This window comes from Photobacterium damselae subsp. damselae, from assembly GCF_038086725.1.
GTDB classification, from domain to species: Bacteria; Pseudomonadota; Gammaproteobacteria; order Enterobacterales; family Vibrionaceae; genus Photobacterium; species Photobacterium damselae.
Genome location: NZ_CP146970.1, coordinates 1,187,050 through 1,206,415, shown reverse-complemented (window position 1 = coordinate 1,206,415; position 19,366 = coordinate 1,187,050). Strand labels below are relative to the sequence as shown.

Below are 19,366 nucleotides of genomic sequence, written 5' to 3'. Positions count from 1 at the left end.
TCTTCTGAACAGAATATTGGAGTATCAAATCATGAGATTAATTAGATTAAATGAAGTTAAGTCATTAACAGGTTTAGGTCGCTCAACCATCTATAAATACATGAGTGAAGACCAATTCCCTAAAACAGTAGATTTAGGAGGTCGAGCCGTAGCTTGGGTTGAAAGTGAAATACATGAATGGATTGCAGCTAAAATAGCAGCAAGAGCAGCTTAGCTATAAGGGCTGGCTCAGAGTAATAGAATGAACCTGAGCCAGTTACCTTGTTCTTTAGGTAGTTATATTGTGATACAACCTAATTTAAACTGTGAGCTATATACCCAGCCTATTTAAACGAATAGGAATAGTGGTATCATTTCCTTGCCTCCTATTAAAAAGCATTAGCCACTAGAACATATATCAAGATTAATAACTTTTAATTATCATTGAGAACACCACACGTTTAAATTAGCGAGTGTTGTTTTCTTTATGAATAGTTCCGTTGTCCCTAATAATTTGAGCATTTCTTCTGTCACCAGCTCTTTACTTAAACCAGGTTGAACTATTGTTACTTGAAATTCAATAGGAGTTGTACGTGAGCGATTTTTGATGCTTTCCAACTGAGCCATATTTCCTTTAAGAAAACGGCTCTGACCACGCCTTTTCCATGCACCCTCACGCTTTTGAATATGTTTGTATAAATAAGGAAGACCAACATGCTTCCAACGCACAGAACGTTGAGCCTGACCGCAGACTTCATAAAGATCACTCAGTCGTCTTCCTGGTTCACTACCATGAGAGTATTTGCAGTGGTATAGGCTTAGAATTATCTTGTCAGGTAGAGATTTAATCGCCACTAAATCAGCAGCTTCTCCATGGTCATCATCATTGATGACAATGTCGTACTCAGAGTCGATAAGCTGCCAAGTTTGGTGCTGTACTGTATCAGTATTTAAGTTCGCGCCCATTGACTCTTTCGTTATGTCTACAGTCCATTCGACGGGATTCAAAGCATCAGAAGAATAGCTACCGATATTGTCCTTCACCTCTACCCAGTAACAGTTATAAGAAAATGAGCCATCAGCGTAATAAACGAATATTGGATCGTGGTACATCTCTTCTATAAGCATTCTAGGTTCAGAATTTCCTACTTGAATTGAGACCTGCTCACCTTCTAACAATTGATAGTCATAACCTTTGGATAGATCTTGATCGATCAGCAATTTGTATTTTGATGTGTTTTGGAAAGACTCAAAAACTAGAATGGGTTCTTTGGTTTGTGCATCCCATGTCACGTTTAGGTCGACTTCGTATAAGTAGAATGAAGATGAACCAAAGTATATTTTGACGCCTTCTTCATTACGGACTTGAAGTTGCTCACCCCACTGTATTGATATCGGCATATAAGGATGAGGATAGTCTATTTTCTGAGGTCTCAAGAAATCACGTGTAATGTTTGTATCATCATTACCACCCTCAACTACTTTATCCCACGCTGCTTTTGCCCAGAGTAACCAGTCCGCGATTGAACCTGCTTTTGGAGACCAAACTTTGCCTTTACGTTCAGAACAGCCCCACAATACTTTATTACCATCCTCATACCCCATTGCTGCAATATTACTGAGAGTTGACGCTGATTTTTCAACTGCGCTTAGCCCCTCGGTAACATTTGGTCCAAAGAACTGCGTAAAGCTGATCGCTCCGTTTTGCGCAGAACCAAGATTATTCACCAATGGGTATTCGATGTTATTGAGAACATTAAAAATCTGTTTTCCCGACATAACATAAGTCGACTCACCACATAATGTTTCAGCCAGTACTTCTACTTTGAAACCCTTATAATCATTTGAATAAATGAGTAAAGCGTTACGTTCATTATCCCAATGAGCTATCAGTATTTTGTAGTTGATGTCTTTAACATCTTTAAAGTGACCCCATTTCACAGACGTACTGGCTACAGCCAACAACACCAAAATATTTTCCTCAGTTGAAATTGAATGCCACATTTCATCATGACTGAATTTGATATCCATGAAATTCTCAGGATTCCAATTTTCACAATCTGTCTTGAATAACATAGCAGAACAAGATGGTCGCAAGTTCCAAAGCGAAAGTTGTTCGTGCAAGTCCCCCTGCCCTTTGAGTGAGTCAACAACCTGTTGCAATCGCACTTCTCGTTCAATTTGATTCTCAGATAAACGCCTTAATACTTCATCCCAATCGGCACCAAGTGCATACAACTTCTGCAATGCACCTTCAACACCAGGGTCAGCTATATTCACAACAACGCTTGCAGAACCGAGTGTTTCTTTGTGAGATACACGAGTAAATCGCCCAATAAACTGTAACGTTATCGCCAAACTTTTATGATGGTCATGAATAGCAGCAATTTTTAAGTTAGGTAAATCGTAACCTTCACCTAACATATCGACGCAAACTACTACTTTTGATTCTCTTGAACGCAAATAGGCTAGTCGCTGATTTTGTACCGTTTTAGAAAGGTCAGAATGAACTAATACAGGTTTAAGTTCTGGTGCTAATTTCTGATATAGAGCAAAGACTTCTTTCGCTCTCTCTTTAGTTTTCACTCTAGCCATCATTAAGTGGTCGAGCCCTAAATCCATATCATGCTTTAGCAACTTAATCGCTTTATCTGCTATAGCGAGATCCATGGAGTCTTGGAAGTATTCCTCTACGGGTTCGAGCTGTACATTCGTAAAATAGCCTGCTTTTTGAGCTTCTCCCATGGTGTAGTTGTAAATAATTTTTGCACCCAAGCTCTGAGTATCATTACGGAAAGGCGTAGCGGTAAACTGAATAACTCTTTTTCCAACAAATTGCTCTTTTATTTCATTCCACGTACTCGCTGAAATATGATGAGCTTCGTCAACAAACAGATGGCTACAAGCATTGCAGATTGTTTCAAGTACACCTGAGTTAGCAAAACGTGATTTCAATATTTGAGGCGTTGCAACTAGCACATTCGCGCTGTCGAGCAGCTTCTGCGCCTCTTCTACAGTCTTAATGCCCTTTTTGATCTTCACTACAGCAGGGTGAAGAATTTCCTCAGGGATAACACCAAGCTCAGCCAAGCAACCAAGAGTTTTAAATTTATCGCCAACTTGATCTCGTAACGAATTTGAAGGAACCAACACCAGAACTTTTTCGCAGCGATGGTAGATCGTAGTCGCCAACATTGTCTCTGTTTTGCCTGTTCCTGTCGGTAGGACTACTGTACTAGGCTCAATATTTGATGATCTTGAAAATTCAGCAGAGATTGCATGAAGAGCCCCAATTTGAGGCATACGCAATCCTAAGGTATTTGACTCTTTGTCCTCGGCTTTAAACATAAACTGGTTCTGCCAGGATTGAGAAATTTGCAGGGGTTTCAAATCGTTTAATGTCGTCAACGGATGGTTTAGCCAGCGAAGTTCGGATTCAACGGCTAGCGACTTAAAACTTGCAGGCTTTAGTGTGTATAAAACTGGGTAAGCTTCAAGGTGCGAAACACAAACGCGCTTACTTTTGACGACATAAAACTGAGAGAGAGCACCTCCAATTAGAGACTTACAGATAACGATATCAGCGTTATCTGTAGTAGCTATCGATGCAGTGAGCTCTAACGAGTGATGTCCGAATCTCTCGACTCTGTTTCCAGATACTTGGATATCCGGAAATGAAAATGATGGGATGGTTAAAGTAGTAAGATTAGCGTCTGTCATATTCGATGGCACCTCGATTCGTAAATGTTGATACAACAATGCAATCAACAAGTATGCCAAACGCTAACATTATGATTTAATTAGGTCTTAGTACATCATCACAATTTCCGTCCGTAATAATATTTACTACAAGGAAATAAATTTACATCTAATTAGCCTGCCACATGTACTACATCATGTGTGTTAATCAAGGATGGGAAAACCAAACATCTCTCACTAGCTTAAAATCTTCGTATTGAAGAGAGGTGTTGTAACAATTAGCTTTCGCTTGTAATAATTCGTTAGGCATAGGAATGATTTCCGTGAGCTCCTGCCGTTGTTCCATTGCGCCTGGCTCTGAAAACCCTCTGTCGTAAATTAGCCCCCCTTTAGCCGTAAATAACCCTCGAGAGTGTAAAAAGCCCGATCCTTGGTCATCAGCGCAATACCAATACAGCCTCACGTTTTCAGGCATAGTATCCCTAAACTCAACTAGAGCTTGTTCTGTTAGCTCCCAAGCAGGTTTTCTATCTTCTTCAGAAAAGACGTGAAACTCTACTTCGCCTTTCTTACATAGCTTCATCAACTCTAACAGGGTCTTACGACTACCAACCTTAGTGGCACAAATATATGGATCGTAGAGCGTTACCTTTTCTGCGCCAAAAAGAAGACCGGAAGCGGCACTTGCTAAAGATTCTGCATCACGTGTATAACGAGATACATATGCAAAGTCTGCATCCTCTAGCTCTATAAGTGATGGAACAAATACAGGCCGATCGTTGAAGGATTCTTCAACCAACCGATGAAATAACTTAGCATCGTGGCTATTTCTAGCAGCCTCAACCCAATCATCTCCGTCAAAAGTCCTACCAAATGAAACTAACTTGCTTGATTGTAAAGCTCTGAGCTTTTCAGTTGCTCTGTCTAGTTTGGTCCCATCAAGTTCAGCATTAAGCTGCTGAGAGACTTCTCTGAACCAAGCTCTTGGGAAACGTGATAACACAGCTCCTTTCTCATAGCCCATTCTTGCTTCCAGTATCACAAGATCCATCAATGAATTAATTTGACTTGGCGCTACCGCAAACTCCAAATGCAACATCAGAATAGCTCCTCTCTTCTTTCTTCGAAGAAGCCATTTGGCCACGGTGCATCAAACTCACCCTCGTCAGTTGTTTTGATTGGAATTAAACGAGTTTTACCTTCGGACTGCTCACAGAAAACTATCTGTACATCACTTTTCTTACAACCAAATGGTTCGTATTCGATCTCTTCATCTGCGGTTTGGCGGCGACGTTTTAACAGTCTCAATAGCAAATGTTCGCTGTGGGTCTCAACTAAAAACATACGGTCAGGATTTTTCTTAGTTGCCGCTAGCATCATATCCCCCAAAGCTAACTGCCATTTAGGGTGAATATGCAATTCAGGTTGTTCGCACGACACAATAAGGTCTTGCTCTAGTGAGGTAGCAACTACGAATGGGAAGACTTGCGATACGCCAACACCAACACTTGAAGGTAATAAAGGGATGTCAGTCTGAGAGTCTTTAAGTATGACAGATTTTTCACTCAAACTTGCTTCGCCGTAAGCTGGAGACTCAAAGCAGTAATTAGTGCCGAAGAACTGACTACTAATAAACTTTTCGTTAGTTTTGGTTTTTACCCTTTCACTCGAAAAGGCGAAAGTCTCCCAACCAGCAGTACCATCATACCAACGCTGCGAGTTTGTCTTTTTGTTCAAGACGGTTGCTCGTGTTGGCACAATGCGTAACGGGCCAATATGCAGCAAGTCTTCAAGTTTTTTCACTAATAGCTTTAATGGCGCAAACGCAGCCTGCGATAACGCAGCTTCGGCAAACAACTGTGCAGCCAGTGGGTGGTCTTCGAAAACATCAGACCAATCGAAAGGTACGTTAGATAGGTCAAGCCTCTTGTAGATATTCGGTAACGCATCTTGGCTATTGATGGAGACATCTTCCCACTGGCCCGAATCAAAGAGATTTTCGACTTTAAATGATTCATCTACTTCCCAATGTGACAGTGGTTGATAATGAGTAATTTGGCAATCTGGTCGACCGGCTTGTGCTGTTGTTTTGAAATACTCAATCCCTTGGCATTTACATTCATATCGGCTGATATACGCACGGTTTTTGGTATGGTCCCATTTAATATCTAACTCAAAGGATACAACATCAGCGTCTGAGTCTGGTGTAAAGCCTAAATGGGATTCAAGCAACCAACGCTCAGAGTCAGACAAATAATCATCCCAAATATCCGTTGTACCATCTCTAAAATCTAGAGTTGCACCTAGGGTGATAACGCCATTTAAGTCTTTACCATGAACAATGTTTTGAAAACCACCAAAGTAGAGCGACTCCCCAGCGATTGAACTGCACTGCGCATCGAAATTACGTTTAGCGACCACTTCATATAGAAACAGCAATGCATGTAATACAGTACTTTTGCCTGTACTGTTCGCACCAAAAAACAAGGTGATGGGTGCAAGGGGAATCGTGGCTTTGTTCTTAATGCCTTTGAATCCACCCACGGTGAGTGATGTTATTTTCATTTTTACCTAACCTTTGATCAAAAAAGAGGCATCCGAAGATACCTCTGACGTTTATAGTTGGCCAGAGAAGGCTTTTTGGGAAAGACTATCGAACAAGGGAAAAGCGACTTGTTTCTTAGTTCTAGTATCTACATCTAAGACTTTGCCAACCATATCGCAAAATTTCTTTTGTAGTTCCATCGGAGGAACAATTAAAGATAGATTTTCAACCTGCTGTTTTGTTAAAGCCTCTCGTGTAGCGCCTCCAGATGTAGCGATTCGCAACAACATTTGCTTAAAACTCGTCGAGGTTATCAGCCTCTTTGCAAATTCTGGCAAAAGTAACGCCCTATCAACACGTATTATACAAACGTGCTGGTTTACTCGAGCGGGTAGTACATTGTTTGGAACTATTGTACAACGACATACGGACGCTCCCGTAATATTCAAAAGAATATCTTGCTCTTGAACGACTACATTTTTAAGCTTTTCAGCCTGTTCGTTTGATATAAATGCAAGATCTTTATAGATAAAGGTATTATCATGCACATTAAGGCTTCTTATGAGAGAAATCCCTTCGCTCAGATAAGCTTCCTTCCCTCCACGTGGAGTTGACCCACTACCAAGTTTTGATGTTAAATTTTGAAGATTACGAACCTCCCACCCTTTCGGATTCGTTACCGGATCACCAAACATATCCAAAAACACACTACGTAAAAACTCATCAGCAAGTTCTATCGCTTGTTTTCGCTTTTGACGAATCGCATCCGCTTTATCCAAAATAGCCGCAATGCGTTTTTGTTCTTCTAGTGGTGGGAGTGGGATTTCTAGCTCGCCAACCTGCTTTCCTGTAAGTTGAGGCACTGCAGAGCCAGTATTTAATCTCTCAAATCTATTTTTAGTATCTGATGAAGTAATAAAATAATACAGATAAGCAACGTCAACTCTACTATTCGGACGAATAATCATCATTTGAGCGTTAATAAATCCTGTTGTATATTTTGAGTTAAATATACAACAACTACCAAGTGTTCCTCGTAGAGTAATAACGAGGTCATTTCTTTCTAATTTTCCACGACTTAATGACTCAAATTTTTCTTGTGTTATAAAACTCTTAAAACGTAGGTCAAGCTTGTTATTAACAATATTTTTTGAATTAAGGAATAGAATACCACTATTTACAATATCGCTTCCGCTAGGATAGTTTTTAGATCTATCACCATTTATAAGTTCTGCTATATCCTTAAGCTTTACCAAAGGCCAACTCATAGCATCGACTCCAACTCATTAAGATCAGCCAGAATCTCGTTTTCTAACGCTTTCAGTTTACCAAGGATCACTTTTGGTTCTTCGTAACTTTCTTGCTCGTACACTACTTCTTTATAGCGGTTGATCGACAAGTCGTATTTGTTCGACGTAATGTCGTCTTTTGCAACCAAGAAGGCTTTTTGGGTTTTGTCCGCCCATTGTTCGGTTGACTCACCCGCCATCACCGCCGCTTGGTAGGCTTTGTACTGCTTAACCAGATCAGGTAGGTCGTTATCTTTAATCGGGGTACGCTTATCATCGAGCGATTTACCATCGGCTTGTACATCGTAGAACCACACATTATTGGTGCTACCGCCTTTGGTGAAAATAAGAATCGCGGTAGAAACACCCGCATAAGGTTTAAACACGCCGCTTGGTAATGAAATCACCGCTTCCAACTGGTTGTCTTCTATTAAGTGTTTACGTAGGGTTTGGTGCGCTTTAGAGCTACCAAATAACACACCATCAGGCACGATGGTGGCGGAACGACCGCCAACTTTCAGCATTCGCTGGATCAATGCGACAAACAGCAGTTCGGTCTTTTTGGTTTTGACCACTTTCAGAATCGCAGGATCGACGTCTTCTTCATCTAAGCTGCCCTTAAACGGCGGGTTGGCAAGGATGATATCAAAACCGTTTTTCGCTTCATTAGGAAAGCGTTTAATAAAGCTTTGGCTTAGTGTATCTTGATATTGAATATCAGGTTGTTTAATGCCGTGCATGACTAGATTCATTGCTGCAACACGCAGCATGGTTGAATCAAAATCGAAACCATGGAACATGTCATAATCAATATGCGTGCGTTTTTCTAACAAATCACCTGCATAGAGGTAATTAAACACTGGGTTACCGTACACATCGAGTACAGGCTTACCCTCAGTATCAAATGCTTGCTCTTTCTCTATGCCTTCTGGTGATGAATACTTTTCTAGCAGGTATTCATAGGTCGAAGACAAGAAACCACCCGTACCACACGCTGGGTCACACACTCGATGGGTTTCTTCTACATCGAGCATTTCAATCATGGCACGAATAATATGACGCGGTGTACGGAACTGACCGTTAATGCCAGCGGTAGTCAGTTTAGACAGTAAGTATTCGTATAAATCGCCTTTTACGTCTTTATTTTCTAAAGGCAGTTCACTGACTAACTCCACTGCTTTCACCAATAGTGATTGTTTTTGGATCATCAGTTGGGCATCTTTCATGAAGTCTGCAAACAGCGAGTCATCAAACGTGAGTTCTTTAAAATACGGAAAGAGCTCATCTTTCACTAATGGATATAACTTTTCTGCACCAAGATGGCGGAAGTTTTCCCAACGAATATGCTGTTTATCGTCAGGGAAACGACGATTAAATGGTTTACCAGTACGAACGTTGCGTTTTTCATCGTTACGCTCATTCATGTCTAACATTCGGGCGTACAGTAAATAAGTAATTTGCTCAACAACAGTTAATGGGTTGGTAATACCACCAGTCCAAAACTCTTCCCATAACTTGTCAATTTGGCTTTTCAATGCGCCTGATGTGATCATTTTTATTCTCTTTAATTATTGCGTTGGTCGTGCAAATATGTTGCCAACACCTTATTTATTGTCGCTAAAAACTGCTTGAGCATTTAATGCCTTAACGTTCCAATAAAGGCAACAACACTAATGAGTGATAGTGTACTTAGCTAAGTCGGTATGCCAAAGTCTTAATTGACTGCTTTCTCTACACTTGATTGTTTATTCCCCAAATGAACACTGAAGCGACGCACAAATTGTTCTACTACATTTGCTTGTGCTGGGTTTGGAAATACCCCATCTAATCCAGCATCATCAATTTGGTTAAACGGAGCGTCGTATAGCTGCTCAATATCAACACTGCCATAGCGACAAAGGTGATTTTTAAGCATACCAATAAATCGTTGCTGCCTTGCATTTAAGTGTGTATGTACTTTTTGCACGAAAACAGTGAACTCATTTTCTATTTGTTGCGCATCCATACCGACAATAGTACGCAGAATTTGATCCAGCCCTGCGGTTGATTCTGGGAAGAACTCTTTCAGTGTGAGCAAGTCAACATTAGGGTTTTGCGTCAGAACCAAGGCGCTTAATGTCGCTAAGTCGGTTTCTGTTACGGCTTGACCACTACGAATTTTTTGTAAAACGTCATTAGTGTCAAACAGTGGCGTTAAGGTCTTCTCAACCTCTTGGCGATAGATTTCATAATCAACAGTAATGATATCTGTTTTTATCTCTTCTGTTTGACAAAGACTTTCATCTTCACGTACATCAATAACTCGGATTTGATTGGATGCCGGAGCAATACCTTTATCACGTAAGTGAATAACACTGCGCAAATTATGACGACAAGCCTCAATTTCGAAGTAATCAGCATCACTCAAATAGTTCTCTTGTTGTATCTGCTTGATCGTCGCCACTTTTCTTCGTACTTCATTTAGATGCATAGACAAGCTGCCAACTTTATCTAAAATAGGTTGCGCTTCAATATCGACCTTACTTGGCTGTTGTAGCTTGGTCAGTTGCAATTGAAGGAATTGCAAATCTAAACGGAGAGCTTCACTTTCGCCTGTAGTCTTCTTCCATTGCATTAACGGCGCCATCTCATCAAACAACAATACCTTGGTATCTGGTGCCATTTGCATTAAACGTTTTTCTTCACTCAATTGAGATTTCAACTTCCATTTTTCACGCACAGCGATGGTTTTATCATTGAGAGAGTCTATATCAGCTTTGATCTGGTGAATGGCATCAGCAAAGATCTCCATTTCTGCCTTCTTTAGTGCTTCAACAGCCAGATTAAGTTTTGCTTCAAACACTTTTTGCGCCAAAGATTTGCTATGTGAACCTTCATCTTCTTCTGGATTCATTTTGAAGTATTCAAAGTTGCCCCAATGATCGAAAATTAAAAAGTACTTTTTATCCAAACCGGGACCGTAGAGATTTTCACACAAACGAGTACCACGACCCACCATTTGCCAAAATTTCACTTTTGATTTAATCGGTTTTGCAAATACAAGATTGACACATTCGGGGACATCAATACCGGTATCTAACATATCGACAGATACAGCAATAGTGATGTCATCATCATTCCCTTCTGTACTTTTGAAGTTGTCGATTAGTTCATCGGCACGCTCGTATTTAGAGTGGATAACGCGGCAGAAATTGCCGCCCAAGTCTGGGTACATCTCACTGAAAAGTTCAGCCAATAGTTCTGCGTGAGCAATACTACGTGCAAAGATGATTGATTTACCCGGCAGTTGACTATCTTTATCTTTAAGACCTTTTTCCATTAAGTTACGAATAATAGCTCGATTGGTATCTTTATTGAAAATCGCATCATCGATCTGTTTGGAATCGAAATCCAAAGTATTAGGATCAATGCCTTGCTCTTCTAGCTCCGCAATTTGCTCATCATTCAGATCATTGGCTCGGATCCCTTCGCGTAAAAATTGCGTGGTATGAGTGACTACCTTAAACGGGACGAGGTTCTTCTCTTCAATCGCTTGCTCTAACGGGTAATTAGCTGTGGGCAGTTTGTAGTCGCAGCCAAATAATTGACTGGTAGAGCGAGAGATCATCTCTACAGGAGTTGCAGTTAAACCGACTTGTAGTGCATCAAAGTACTTAAATAGCTCACCATATTTGTTGTAGATAGAACGATGTGATTCATCGGCAATAATCAGGTTAAAGTACCCAACATCGAATTCTTCGTAGTTTTGGATCATGCCGGGATACGTAGCAATCATTATACGGGCATTTAAAGCAGCATCTTTTTTACTTTTCCCTTTGATATAAAGCGGCTCTTTGGTGTGTTCGTTAAACGCTTGCCCAGCCTGTTTGCGTAACTCTTTTCGATCACATAAAAATAGGATACGCTTCGCCCAACCCGCATCAAGCAGACGTTTTGCTAATGCAATAGATACACGAGTTTTGCCAGTACCTGTTGCTTGTACCACTAAAGCTTTACGATGTTTGTCTGAAAAGCGTTCACAGACACGACTGATGCTTTCCATTTGATACATACGCCCAGCAACCTTGGTATCGATAGGCGTAGTATTAAGATCTTGTTTAAGAGTACGTTGTTGGATCAGATATTGAAGACTATCTTTGGCGTAATAACCGAAGATTAAGCGTGGAGCATAACCTTGAGCGTCATCCCAAATATAAATTTCATACCCATTAGTGTAGAAGATCACAGGACGTTGTCCATAAAGCTTTTGTAACGCATCAGCATACAATTTTGCTTGTTCACGCCCTGCTTTGGCATCTTTACGCGTACGCTTTGCTTCAATAACCGCAAGCGGTTTACCATTGTCGTCCCAAAGCACGTAGTCACAATAACCAATGCCAGTTTGAGTTGGCTGCCCATCGACTTTAAATTCTTTGGATACTTGCTCTGTACTGACCTCGTCAAGAGCAACATCCCAACCACAACCACGAAGATCTGCATCAATGATTCGCTTACGGGTCTCTTCTTCATTAAAATCAAAGCTGCTCTTCATTGCTAGTGTATTACTACGAAGTTTATCCGCTTTGGTTTGATCAACTTGTGCTTTAAGCTGTGCCGCTTCTTTCTGAGCCTCTAATTGAGCTTGCTTGGTTTCTTCCAACTCTTTCAATGCTTGTTTCAGGATCTCATCATGCTGTTTAAGCTTTTCCTGTAATTGTTTATTCTTACGCTTAAATTCACCTTTAGATTCATCTTCTCTTTGGCTATTTTCTGGTGTGGTAAACGGTGGGCAATCTTTTAGTTTACCCTCGCCATATGCCATAAATAGCCAGCAACCTATGAAATAAGATTCTTTCAACAACCAAATAGCGTCGTGTTGACTCACTTCGCCTTCATGCGCTGCTTTGTTTCCACCTCGACGAACAGCGTGAAACTTATCAACAATGGTTTTATCGACGATGGATGTGAATGAACCACTCACCAACTTATCATGCATAGAAGCATTAGGCGCAACAGGAAGGTGAAGCTCGCGGTACAAGTACCCTACGATTTTTTCAACGTAGCAGCGTAGTTTAACTAAGGCGCTTTGCGGATCACTCACAGCATAGGTTTCAGCATATGCACCAAGCTCGGCCAACTCAGGCCATTGATCACGTAAATGTTCAAAATTCATGGATATTCTCACCTTAGTTACTCTCCTTTGATACCTGTGTCTAACGCAACGTTTATGCCAACCGCTTTTTCATTGTTACATTAAGAATCTAAATCGTATGCTTTAAGCCAATTATTCAATGTTTGATGATTTTTTAAACCTAATGATTTAGCAGCCTTAGATTTGTTCCCACAAGCAAAATCCATGGCTGAGATAATCGCATCTTTTTTAATATTATCAATATATTGCTGCAAATCCCCTGGAATACGGAACTTATCTTCAACTGACGGTATATTACCTAAACTTAAAGTTGCTGCTTCAATATCTGTACGGCTTAACACTTTATTTTCAGACCACAACGTAGCACGATTCAAAGTATTCCAAAGCTCACGAATATTACCCGGCCAACAGTGTGAAATTGTAAAGTTTATTGCAGCATCGGAAATTTCTTTACTATCAAAAAGCGGATGTGTTTCCATCTGCTTATTAATGTCTGACATAAATATGGCAATGATGTCAGGAATATCTTCAGTACGCTGCCTTAATGGGGGTAACGTGATAACACCGACAGCGAGGCGATAAAATAAATCTTCACGAAAAGTCTCATCAGACACCATGTGAAATAAATCACGATGTGTTGCGGCGATTATCCGCACATCAATTGTTCGGGTTACGGTATCACCCACACGAGTGATCTCTTGCTGTTGTAACGCTCTCAATAGTTTGACTTGCACAACTAAAGGAAGCTCACCAACTTCATCTAAGAATAGTGTTCCACCATTAGCTTGCTCAAACAGCCCTTCATGATCACGCTCAGCTCCCGTGAATGCTCCCTTTCTGTGACCAAATAAAATAGAATCGACCAGGTTTTCAGGCAGTGCTCCACAGTTGACGGCTTTAAATGGTTTTTTATGTCGGAAACTGGCTTGATGAATACAATTTGCAAGTACCTCTTTACCCGTTCCGCTTTCACCCAATAATAACGCTGGTAGATCTGAGTATGCTAAACGTTGCGCCTTTTTGATGGTTTCTTGCATCACGACGGAATTAGCGGTTATTGAGCTAAAAGCGCCATTATTTTTGGGCTGCTTGGATACCAACTGAGAAATCGCTGTGGATGAAGATTTTGAATATTCAGAAGCAAAATCAACGGGAATATCAACATCATTAATTTCACCTTGTGGCGATGTTTGGACGAGCTGACATTTAGCGTTACTCTTGCCTAACAGTACTGATACAACGGTCATTGCTGGGGTACCAGATGTCAGATTAATATACACTTGGGAAGCATCAGAAGAAACTGCACCTAATTGTTTTTGCATAACTTTTGTTATTGAGAAATAATCAATAGGTGAGGTTAATCTGACGCGTTTTATCTCTACAGATGTTTTAGAGCGCCCAGCGCACGCTAACTTTCTTTTTAACCAATCCTTATAATCGAACCATTCATCATCCCATGTGCTAGCAAGAATAACGATGTCATCGAATATCGGCCCTCTAAGTGCAAGGGTGGCAATAGAAGCAGCTTTATCAAGCTTCATTTGATCTAAATCGGTTCGACCTAGCCAACTCAGTAGTACTTTCATTTTACATTCTTTAGAGTGAAGATAATGATATTGGATGACATCACAAAATAACAATTCATTCGTTTCGTTCAGTCTTAAAAACTATAGAAGCCATCGTGATAAAAACATAATATTGAAGGTCTATAGCCCTTCAATATTATCTGTAAGTTGTGTATATAAGCAATAAATACAGTCTGGTTTTTTAGTCAAAATCAACAAATGAGCCGATAAACATAAAAAGTATCTACAGTTGATTTTCTTTGGCAACGACTACTTTTCAACTATCACCCTCTATACTCTAAAGCACTACCTATCATTTTAGTTTTTTAAAAAAGCCATTCATCCAGATAGATTGATTCTGATTTACGCCTTAAATCAAAATCTTTTCAAATATATTTCATTTTGCTGCACAGCCTCTACATATAGAACTGGCTGTATTTATTCAGCACCCTCCATTTCATTTAACAGTTCCATCACTCTCGCATCTTGCCTAATCCTAATATTTCTCAATAAATCAATCCTTTAATAAGGAGATATCGTTTATGTCTTATGACATCGTATATGAACAATTAGCCCTTCGAGTACCATGGGGTGATGTTAAGCAACAAGCTTATGACTTCCTTAAAAATTGCGTCCCCCCTACCGATATCCATCGCTTGTCAGATATCAACCAAACACTGTATACACGCTATCGCTTCACCGTTCGAAATGAAGACATATACGTACTATTTATGCTCATTGGTTCAAGTAACCTCTTTGATACTGAGACGAACAAACGCTCCCGAAGTTGGCAGTTTTGTGGTGTGAACACATATCAACAATTATTAATTGAATACGGTTGTGATTGGTCTGCAATGGCTGAATCAGGAGAACTCAAACTTAATGGACGCGATACCAAAGCAGAAGGATGGATCCGCACACTTCGTCAAACTCTACATAACGCTAAAGGCTATGACATTATGCCTTATTGTCGCTATTTAAAGATTTGGCTGAAATCCCCTGCCGATGAACTAAAAGAGAATCAACTCGCAGAGCTTAAAACACAATTGTCTGATTTAAATCCAATTTGGCAAGAACAAATGCGATTCGATGAGCCGGGATTTAATGTAGAGATAGCACCTAAGTCTGTTTTTGAGATGTGGTTATTTCAACAATTGATCACAGGCTACCAAGATAAATGTTGGTTCAATGGCTCTGAACCGCCTTCTTTTGCCGTCAAAAAGCTCTCAATCTAACAATCACATTTATAAAGCTTTTATTAGCGCCTCTCACAATAAGCCATCTTGATATCAAGATGGCTTTTTTATTACATCTGAAACAGGACATCATCATGCCTAAAACACCACAAACACACCTTAGAAAAATCAAACCTAAAACAGTTTTTGTTCACTGGTCTGAATCCCGAGAATTCACTGATTTGACACTTTACGACTTTAATGAATTTGAGCAAAAAGCACTAGAAGTTGCCAAACTTAACCCTCTTGGCGGATACGATAAAACAAAAGTGACCGTCACGTTTGATAACGAGCATCAACATGAATGCCGCTTAGATTTAGGGTGTAATGGTAATGATCATGGTTTTGCTCAACACTGCTTAAGCATTGCGGCTTATTTTAATCAACACAAAGGAGACGCCGATAAACCTTGGCTTTACGACAAAGACCATCAACAGCTTATTGCTCTTATTAACACCTATGAGTTCGACCTAACTCTAATTGAACAAGGTTGTTTGCAGATTAAGCATATCGAGGAGCAAGCTAGAGCTGAAGAAGCCGCTCAACAACAACGTAAAAAGGAAGCTCTTGAACAAGCATGGCGAGAACACCAAAACGCCGAAGCGTTATTTCAGCAATCTCTTGATATACCACAATGGGCTCAAGGGGTAATCGTTGCAACACTTACTGACTATGATGCAGAAAGAAGCGAGCCGTATTCAGGAGAATTCCACACTAAAACACTCAAGACCATTATTCTAGCTTGGTCCAAACACTCTCGAAATCTTTTTCCAGAACTGCGTAAAGCTTGTTTAAATCACCCTGAAACAGCATTTCTTAATGAGCCAGAGAAAAGCGTAGAACACCGAGAGCGCTTTGCAATGGGAGATGGCTATTATCTAACAGATACCAAATATATTCGTTATGGTTGGCAAGTTAAAAAGCGATACTTCTATAACGTTGAAAATAAATCACGCTATGTCCCTATGGGAGAATTAGCAATCCCTCAACAATAAAGACAGGAAGGCGATCACTCGCCTTTCTATCTGAATCAAATTTTTTGAGTAATCACATTATCTTATTGGGAAGAACATTTTAATGAGCAAGTTTAGCATAACGTCATGATTCAATACTCACCGCCCCCATTAATCCAAAAATATTCAGACATATATCATTAACGCGACTTCCTCTACCTAGAGAAAGCAACAAGTCGCATAAATACAAAAATCTTACTTACAGCCCAGCTATCAGTTAAAAGGAGCAAATTATGCTTGAGCAACATTATGGTGATATCCATATCACAGATGAGCTTCATTCATTATTAGAACGTTTATTAAAGGACTATGAACTCCCTACTAACGCAAAAAGGATCGTCTTAAACTGTCGTCAAATGAGCTACTACCGTAATAGACAGGGGATACATCCCATTGAGGTACAACTAAAAAGAGAGTCTATTTCAAGCCCTTGGCTCATAGTGTGTTTTACCAGTTTTTCATACACCAGTGACAACTGTACAACAGTCGAACCCGAACTATATTTTCATTTAATCAATCATTGGTGCTATCAACTTGAATCAGGAACAACGCATTTGTCACACCATGAAGCGCATGACATATTCACTCATTGGATGAACGCATTTTATCGCCATCTATCTCAACATATATTCGATAATATACAGCTCTCTTTAATCAGAACATTCAACTAATCCCACCTTATCGTTTTTCTTATTTAAATCCAGACAGGGCCATTAACTGTTTTATTAAAGCTACATGACTCAGTTCAAAACTGAGTTATTAAGCCTAAATCTAAAATGTTAATTAGCTCACATTTTTACCGCCCAATTAGTCGCCCCTCATCCGTTGGACATTATATGTCGAACCGACCTCTATTCTCCCGACATTAAATGTCCCACTCCTACTCGGAGTACTATGTATAAAGAGAATAGCCATGAGCAATAAAACCAGTATCGAAGGATTATCTGCCTTGCTGCATACGCTGATGCTTATTCCTCAACATCGATGGATCACTGTGAAGGAGTTGCAGCAGCAGTTAGCCCTCATGAATATCAGCCGTACAACCCGAAGTATTAAGCGCTACCTTGATGAAGTCATAATTGAGGTGTTTAACGTGGAATGCGATTCGACGAGTATGCCTCATGTTTACAGGAAAACATCGGAACAATTATTGAAATTCAACAAGCGAGAAATGCTCTATTGGCAACTAACCAAGAAATACTTACAACCCATCATTCCTGAAGCATTACATTACAGTTTAGGAGAGACCTTAAAAAGAACCAATCCATTAACCTATAACGAATTATCGTATTCTAAAGAGCTGCAATGGCTTCATAAAGTTCATATCAGATTACCAACAATTCAAGATTGGAGTGATGAGCAATGGCAAATATTGGATGCCGTCCATAATGCATTGCTTAACTGCCGTATGCTTAAAATATCGAGCCCATTCTTACAGCAGGGATACATGTTCATTGAACCTCTCGGTCTCTCTGTTCAAAGCGATGTAATTCTGCTGCTCTTTCGATTATCAGATCAACATCCGATACGCACTATTGCTTTATCTCTTATTGATAAAGCCTGTGTATCAACATTCTCATTTCGCTACCCCTCTGATTTCAATACTGAGCAATTTATGCGTAACCATGAGGAATTAGAGTACCCAGAATTAAGGAAAATAAATAATGATACAAGTACACCGTAAAATAGATTTCTCAACTCGATATCTCACCATCATGAGTTTACTGATAGGTGTAACAGCCTGTACAGAACAAGACGAGACTCAACAATCATCCCCAGATATAGAAGTATCAATATCAACTAACTCTTATTGGGGGGGGTTAGTTTTTGATCTCCAAGCTATCACCGATAACACCACAATAACTGATGTTGTGATTAATAGAGGTAACTGCCATATTCCAGCTGGCACCACGGCTGAACTATCAAGACACATTCCATTGAAATTTGGTCAAACATACACAGGCTACAGCAATAACTGTACTGTCGATGATGTAAAAGAAATCACTGTCACATCAAGTACTGGCACCTTTGTATTCACATTCTAAGTCATACCGCCAAACAATCGTACATCCGTATTTATCATTTAATAAAGGAGCAAAATGATGAAAACGCTATTAGCCGTAGTTGTCTCAGCAGTATCTTTTTCTACGTCAGCATCTTATTATGAAGATTGGGCAACTGCACCAATGGCTGTTGAAACCCGAGAACAACCAGCAAAAGACCAAGCATCCGATTTATACTTTGACCAGTTCGGTGGTAACCCTAAAGACTATTCTTTCATTGAAGCCGACTTTAATGGCGATGGGGTTCATGATGTTATCATTAATGATAATGCAGTTAACCCTAATTGGCAGTTCTATACAACAATCGATGGTGAGTTCCAACATACAGGACAGCTTACACCTCGTGAGCTAAAGCGTATGGCTTCGTATGAAGGTACTACATGGACAATTCCAGAATCTAAAGTTAGTAGCACCATGCCGTTTAGCTTTGCTGCAAAGGTACGTAACGATGGACGTCTAGTATTTGCAGGTAATGCCTTGGGTAAGACTCGTGATATTATCATGTTCCAGAATAAAGGACGTGTAGTATCACTAGATGATATTAAGGTCACAGTAAATGATGGTCAGTGTGAAGCTGTCGTACTATATAAACCATTTACATTAACTGGCGGTCGTGATTTTATTAAGCCTAAGTCTACTGTTAAGATGGGTGACTGGATCTACGCCACTACGAATCGTGAGTGTAATGTAGTCATGTTCTCAATATCTGATGGACAACAGGTTCAATCTTTTGAGCAGTAACATCAAATAGGTATTCGTTTGAATACCTATTTTTTGTCTGGTTTAAATGAGATTATGTCACAAAATATAACAATCAAAGAATTAAAATCCAGCACTACCTTCTATA

At 40.0% G+C, this 19,366-nt stretch carries 14 protein-coding genes; 7 read left to right on the top strand and 7 right to left on the bottom strand.

What is annotated here, in order from left to right; all coding sequences use genetic code 11:
- Nucleotides 1–31: 31 nt before the first annotated feature.
- Nucleotides 32–214 (top strand): AlpA family transcriptional regulator, encoded by a 183-nt coding sequence (locus WAX86_RS05475; protein WP_106142443.1) that lies wholly within the window; start codon nucleotides 32–34, stop codon nucleotides 212–214.
- 206 nt (nucleotides 215–420) lie between these two features.
- Here WAX86_RS05475 and WAX86_RS05470 read toward each other — a convergent pair whose 3' ends face one another.
- The 7 genes from WAX86_RS05470 to WAX86_RS05440 all read right to left on the bottom strand — a co-directional run bounded on the left by WAX86_RS05470 (nucleotide 421) and on the right by WAX86_RS05440 (nucleotide 14,229).
- Complete coding sequence (locus tag WAX86_RS05470) at nucleotides 421–3,699, bottom strand: DEAD/DEAH box helicase family protein (protein WP_341489234.1); 3,279 nt, start codon at nucleotides 3,697–3,699, stop codon at nucleotides 421–423.
- A gap of 187 nt (nucleotides 3,700–3,886) precedes the next feature.
- Nucleotides 3,887–4,777, bottom strand: coding sequence for a hypothetical protein (locus tag WAX86_RS05465; protein ID WP_341489233.1), 891 nt, complete (start codon nucleotides 4,775–4,777; stop codon nucleotides 3,887–3,889).
- Nucleotides 4,777–6,243, bottom strand: coding sequence for an AAA family ATPase (locus WAX86_RS05460; protein ID WP_341489232.1), 1,467 nt, complete (start codon nucleotides 6,241–6,243; stop codon nucleotides 4,777–4,779). Before WAX86_RS05460 ends, WAX86_RS05465 begins: the two co-directional genes overlap by 1 nt.
- Nucleotides 6,244–6,294: 51 nt before the next feature.
- Nucleotides 6,295–7,491 carry a restriction endonuclease subunit S gene (locus WAX86_RS05455; protein WP_341489231.1) on the bottom strand — a complete coding sequence of 399 codons (1,197 nt, stop codon included), beginning with the start codon at nucleotides 7,489–7,491 and terminating at the stop codon, nucleotides 6,295–6,297.
- Nucleotides 7,488–9,065, bottom strand: coding sequence for a class I SAM-dependent DNA methyltransferase (locus WAX86_RS05450; protein ID WP_341489230.1), 1,578 nt, complete (start codon nucleotides 9,063–9,065; stop codon nucleotides 7,488–7,490). The genes WAX86_RS05455 and WAX86_RS05450 overlap by 4 nt, the downstream gene beginning before the upstream one ends.
- A 161-nt stretch (nucleotides 9,066–9,226) precedes the next feature.
- Nucleotides 9,227–12,664, bottom strand: a complete 3,438-nt coding sequence (locus WAX86_RS05445; protein WP_341489229.1) for a DEAD/DEAH box helicase family protein — start codon at nucleotides 12,662–12,664, stop codon at nucleotides 9,227–9,229.
- Nucleotides 12,665–12,744: 80 nt separating this feature from the next.
- Nucleotides 12,745–14,229: a sigma 54-interacting transcriptional regulator gene (locus WAX86_RS05440; RefSeq protein WP_341489228.1), complete on the bottom strand. Its 1,485-nt coding sequence runs from the start codon at nucleotides 14,227–14,229 to the stop codon at nucleotides 12,745–12,747.
- Between the two features lie 521 nt (nucleotides 14,230–14,750).
- Here WAX86_RS05440 and WAX86_RS05435 point away from each other — a divergent pair.
- From WAX86_RS05435 to WAX86_RS05410, 6 genes are all read left to right on the top strand, one after another.
- Entirely contained in the window at nucleotides 14,751–15,443 is a 693-nt protein-coding gene (locus WAX86_RS05435; protein WP_341489227.1) for a hypothetical protein, read from the top strand.
- Nucleotides 15,444–15,538: 95 nt separating this feature from the next.
- On the top strand, nucleotides 15,539–16,438 hold the full coding sequence (locus WAX86_RS05430; RefSeq protein WP_341489226.1) for an LPD25 domain-containing protein: 900 nt from the start codon (nucleotides 15,539–15,541) through the stop codon (nucleotides 16,436–16,438).
- A gap of 251 nt (nucleotides 16,439–16,689) precedes the next feature.
- A complete protein-coding gene (locus WAX86_RS05425; protein ID WP_341489225.1) occupies nucleotides 16,690–17,127 on the top strand; it encodes a DUF2787 domain-containing protein in 438 nt (145 codons plus the stop codon).
- 242 nt (nucleotides 17,128–17,369) lie between these two features.
- The gene (locus WAX86_RS05420) at nucleotides 17,370–18,140 is read left to right on the top strand and encodes a transcriptional regulator (protein WP_341489224.1); all 771 of its coding nucleotides are present in this window, start codon (nucleotides 17,370–17,372) and stop codon (nucleotides 18,138–18,140) included.
- Complete coding sequence (locus WAX86_RS05415; RefSeq protein ID WP_376788109.1) at nucleotides 18,121–18,501, top strand: hypothetical protein; 381 nt, start codon at nucleotides 18,121–18,123, stop codon at nucleotides 18,499–18,501. The genes WAX86_RS05420 and WAX86_RS05415 overlap by 20 nt, the downstream gene beginning before the upstream one ends.
- A 54-nt stretch (nucleotides 18,502–18,555) precedes the next feature.
- Nucleotides 18,556–19,260, top strand: a complete 705-nt coding sequence (locus WAX86_RS05410) for a hypothetical protein (protein ID WP_341489223.1) — start codon at nucleotides 18,556–18,558, stop codon at nucleotides 19,258–19,260.
- Nucleotides 19,261–19,366: the final 106 nt, after the last annotated feature.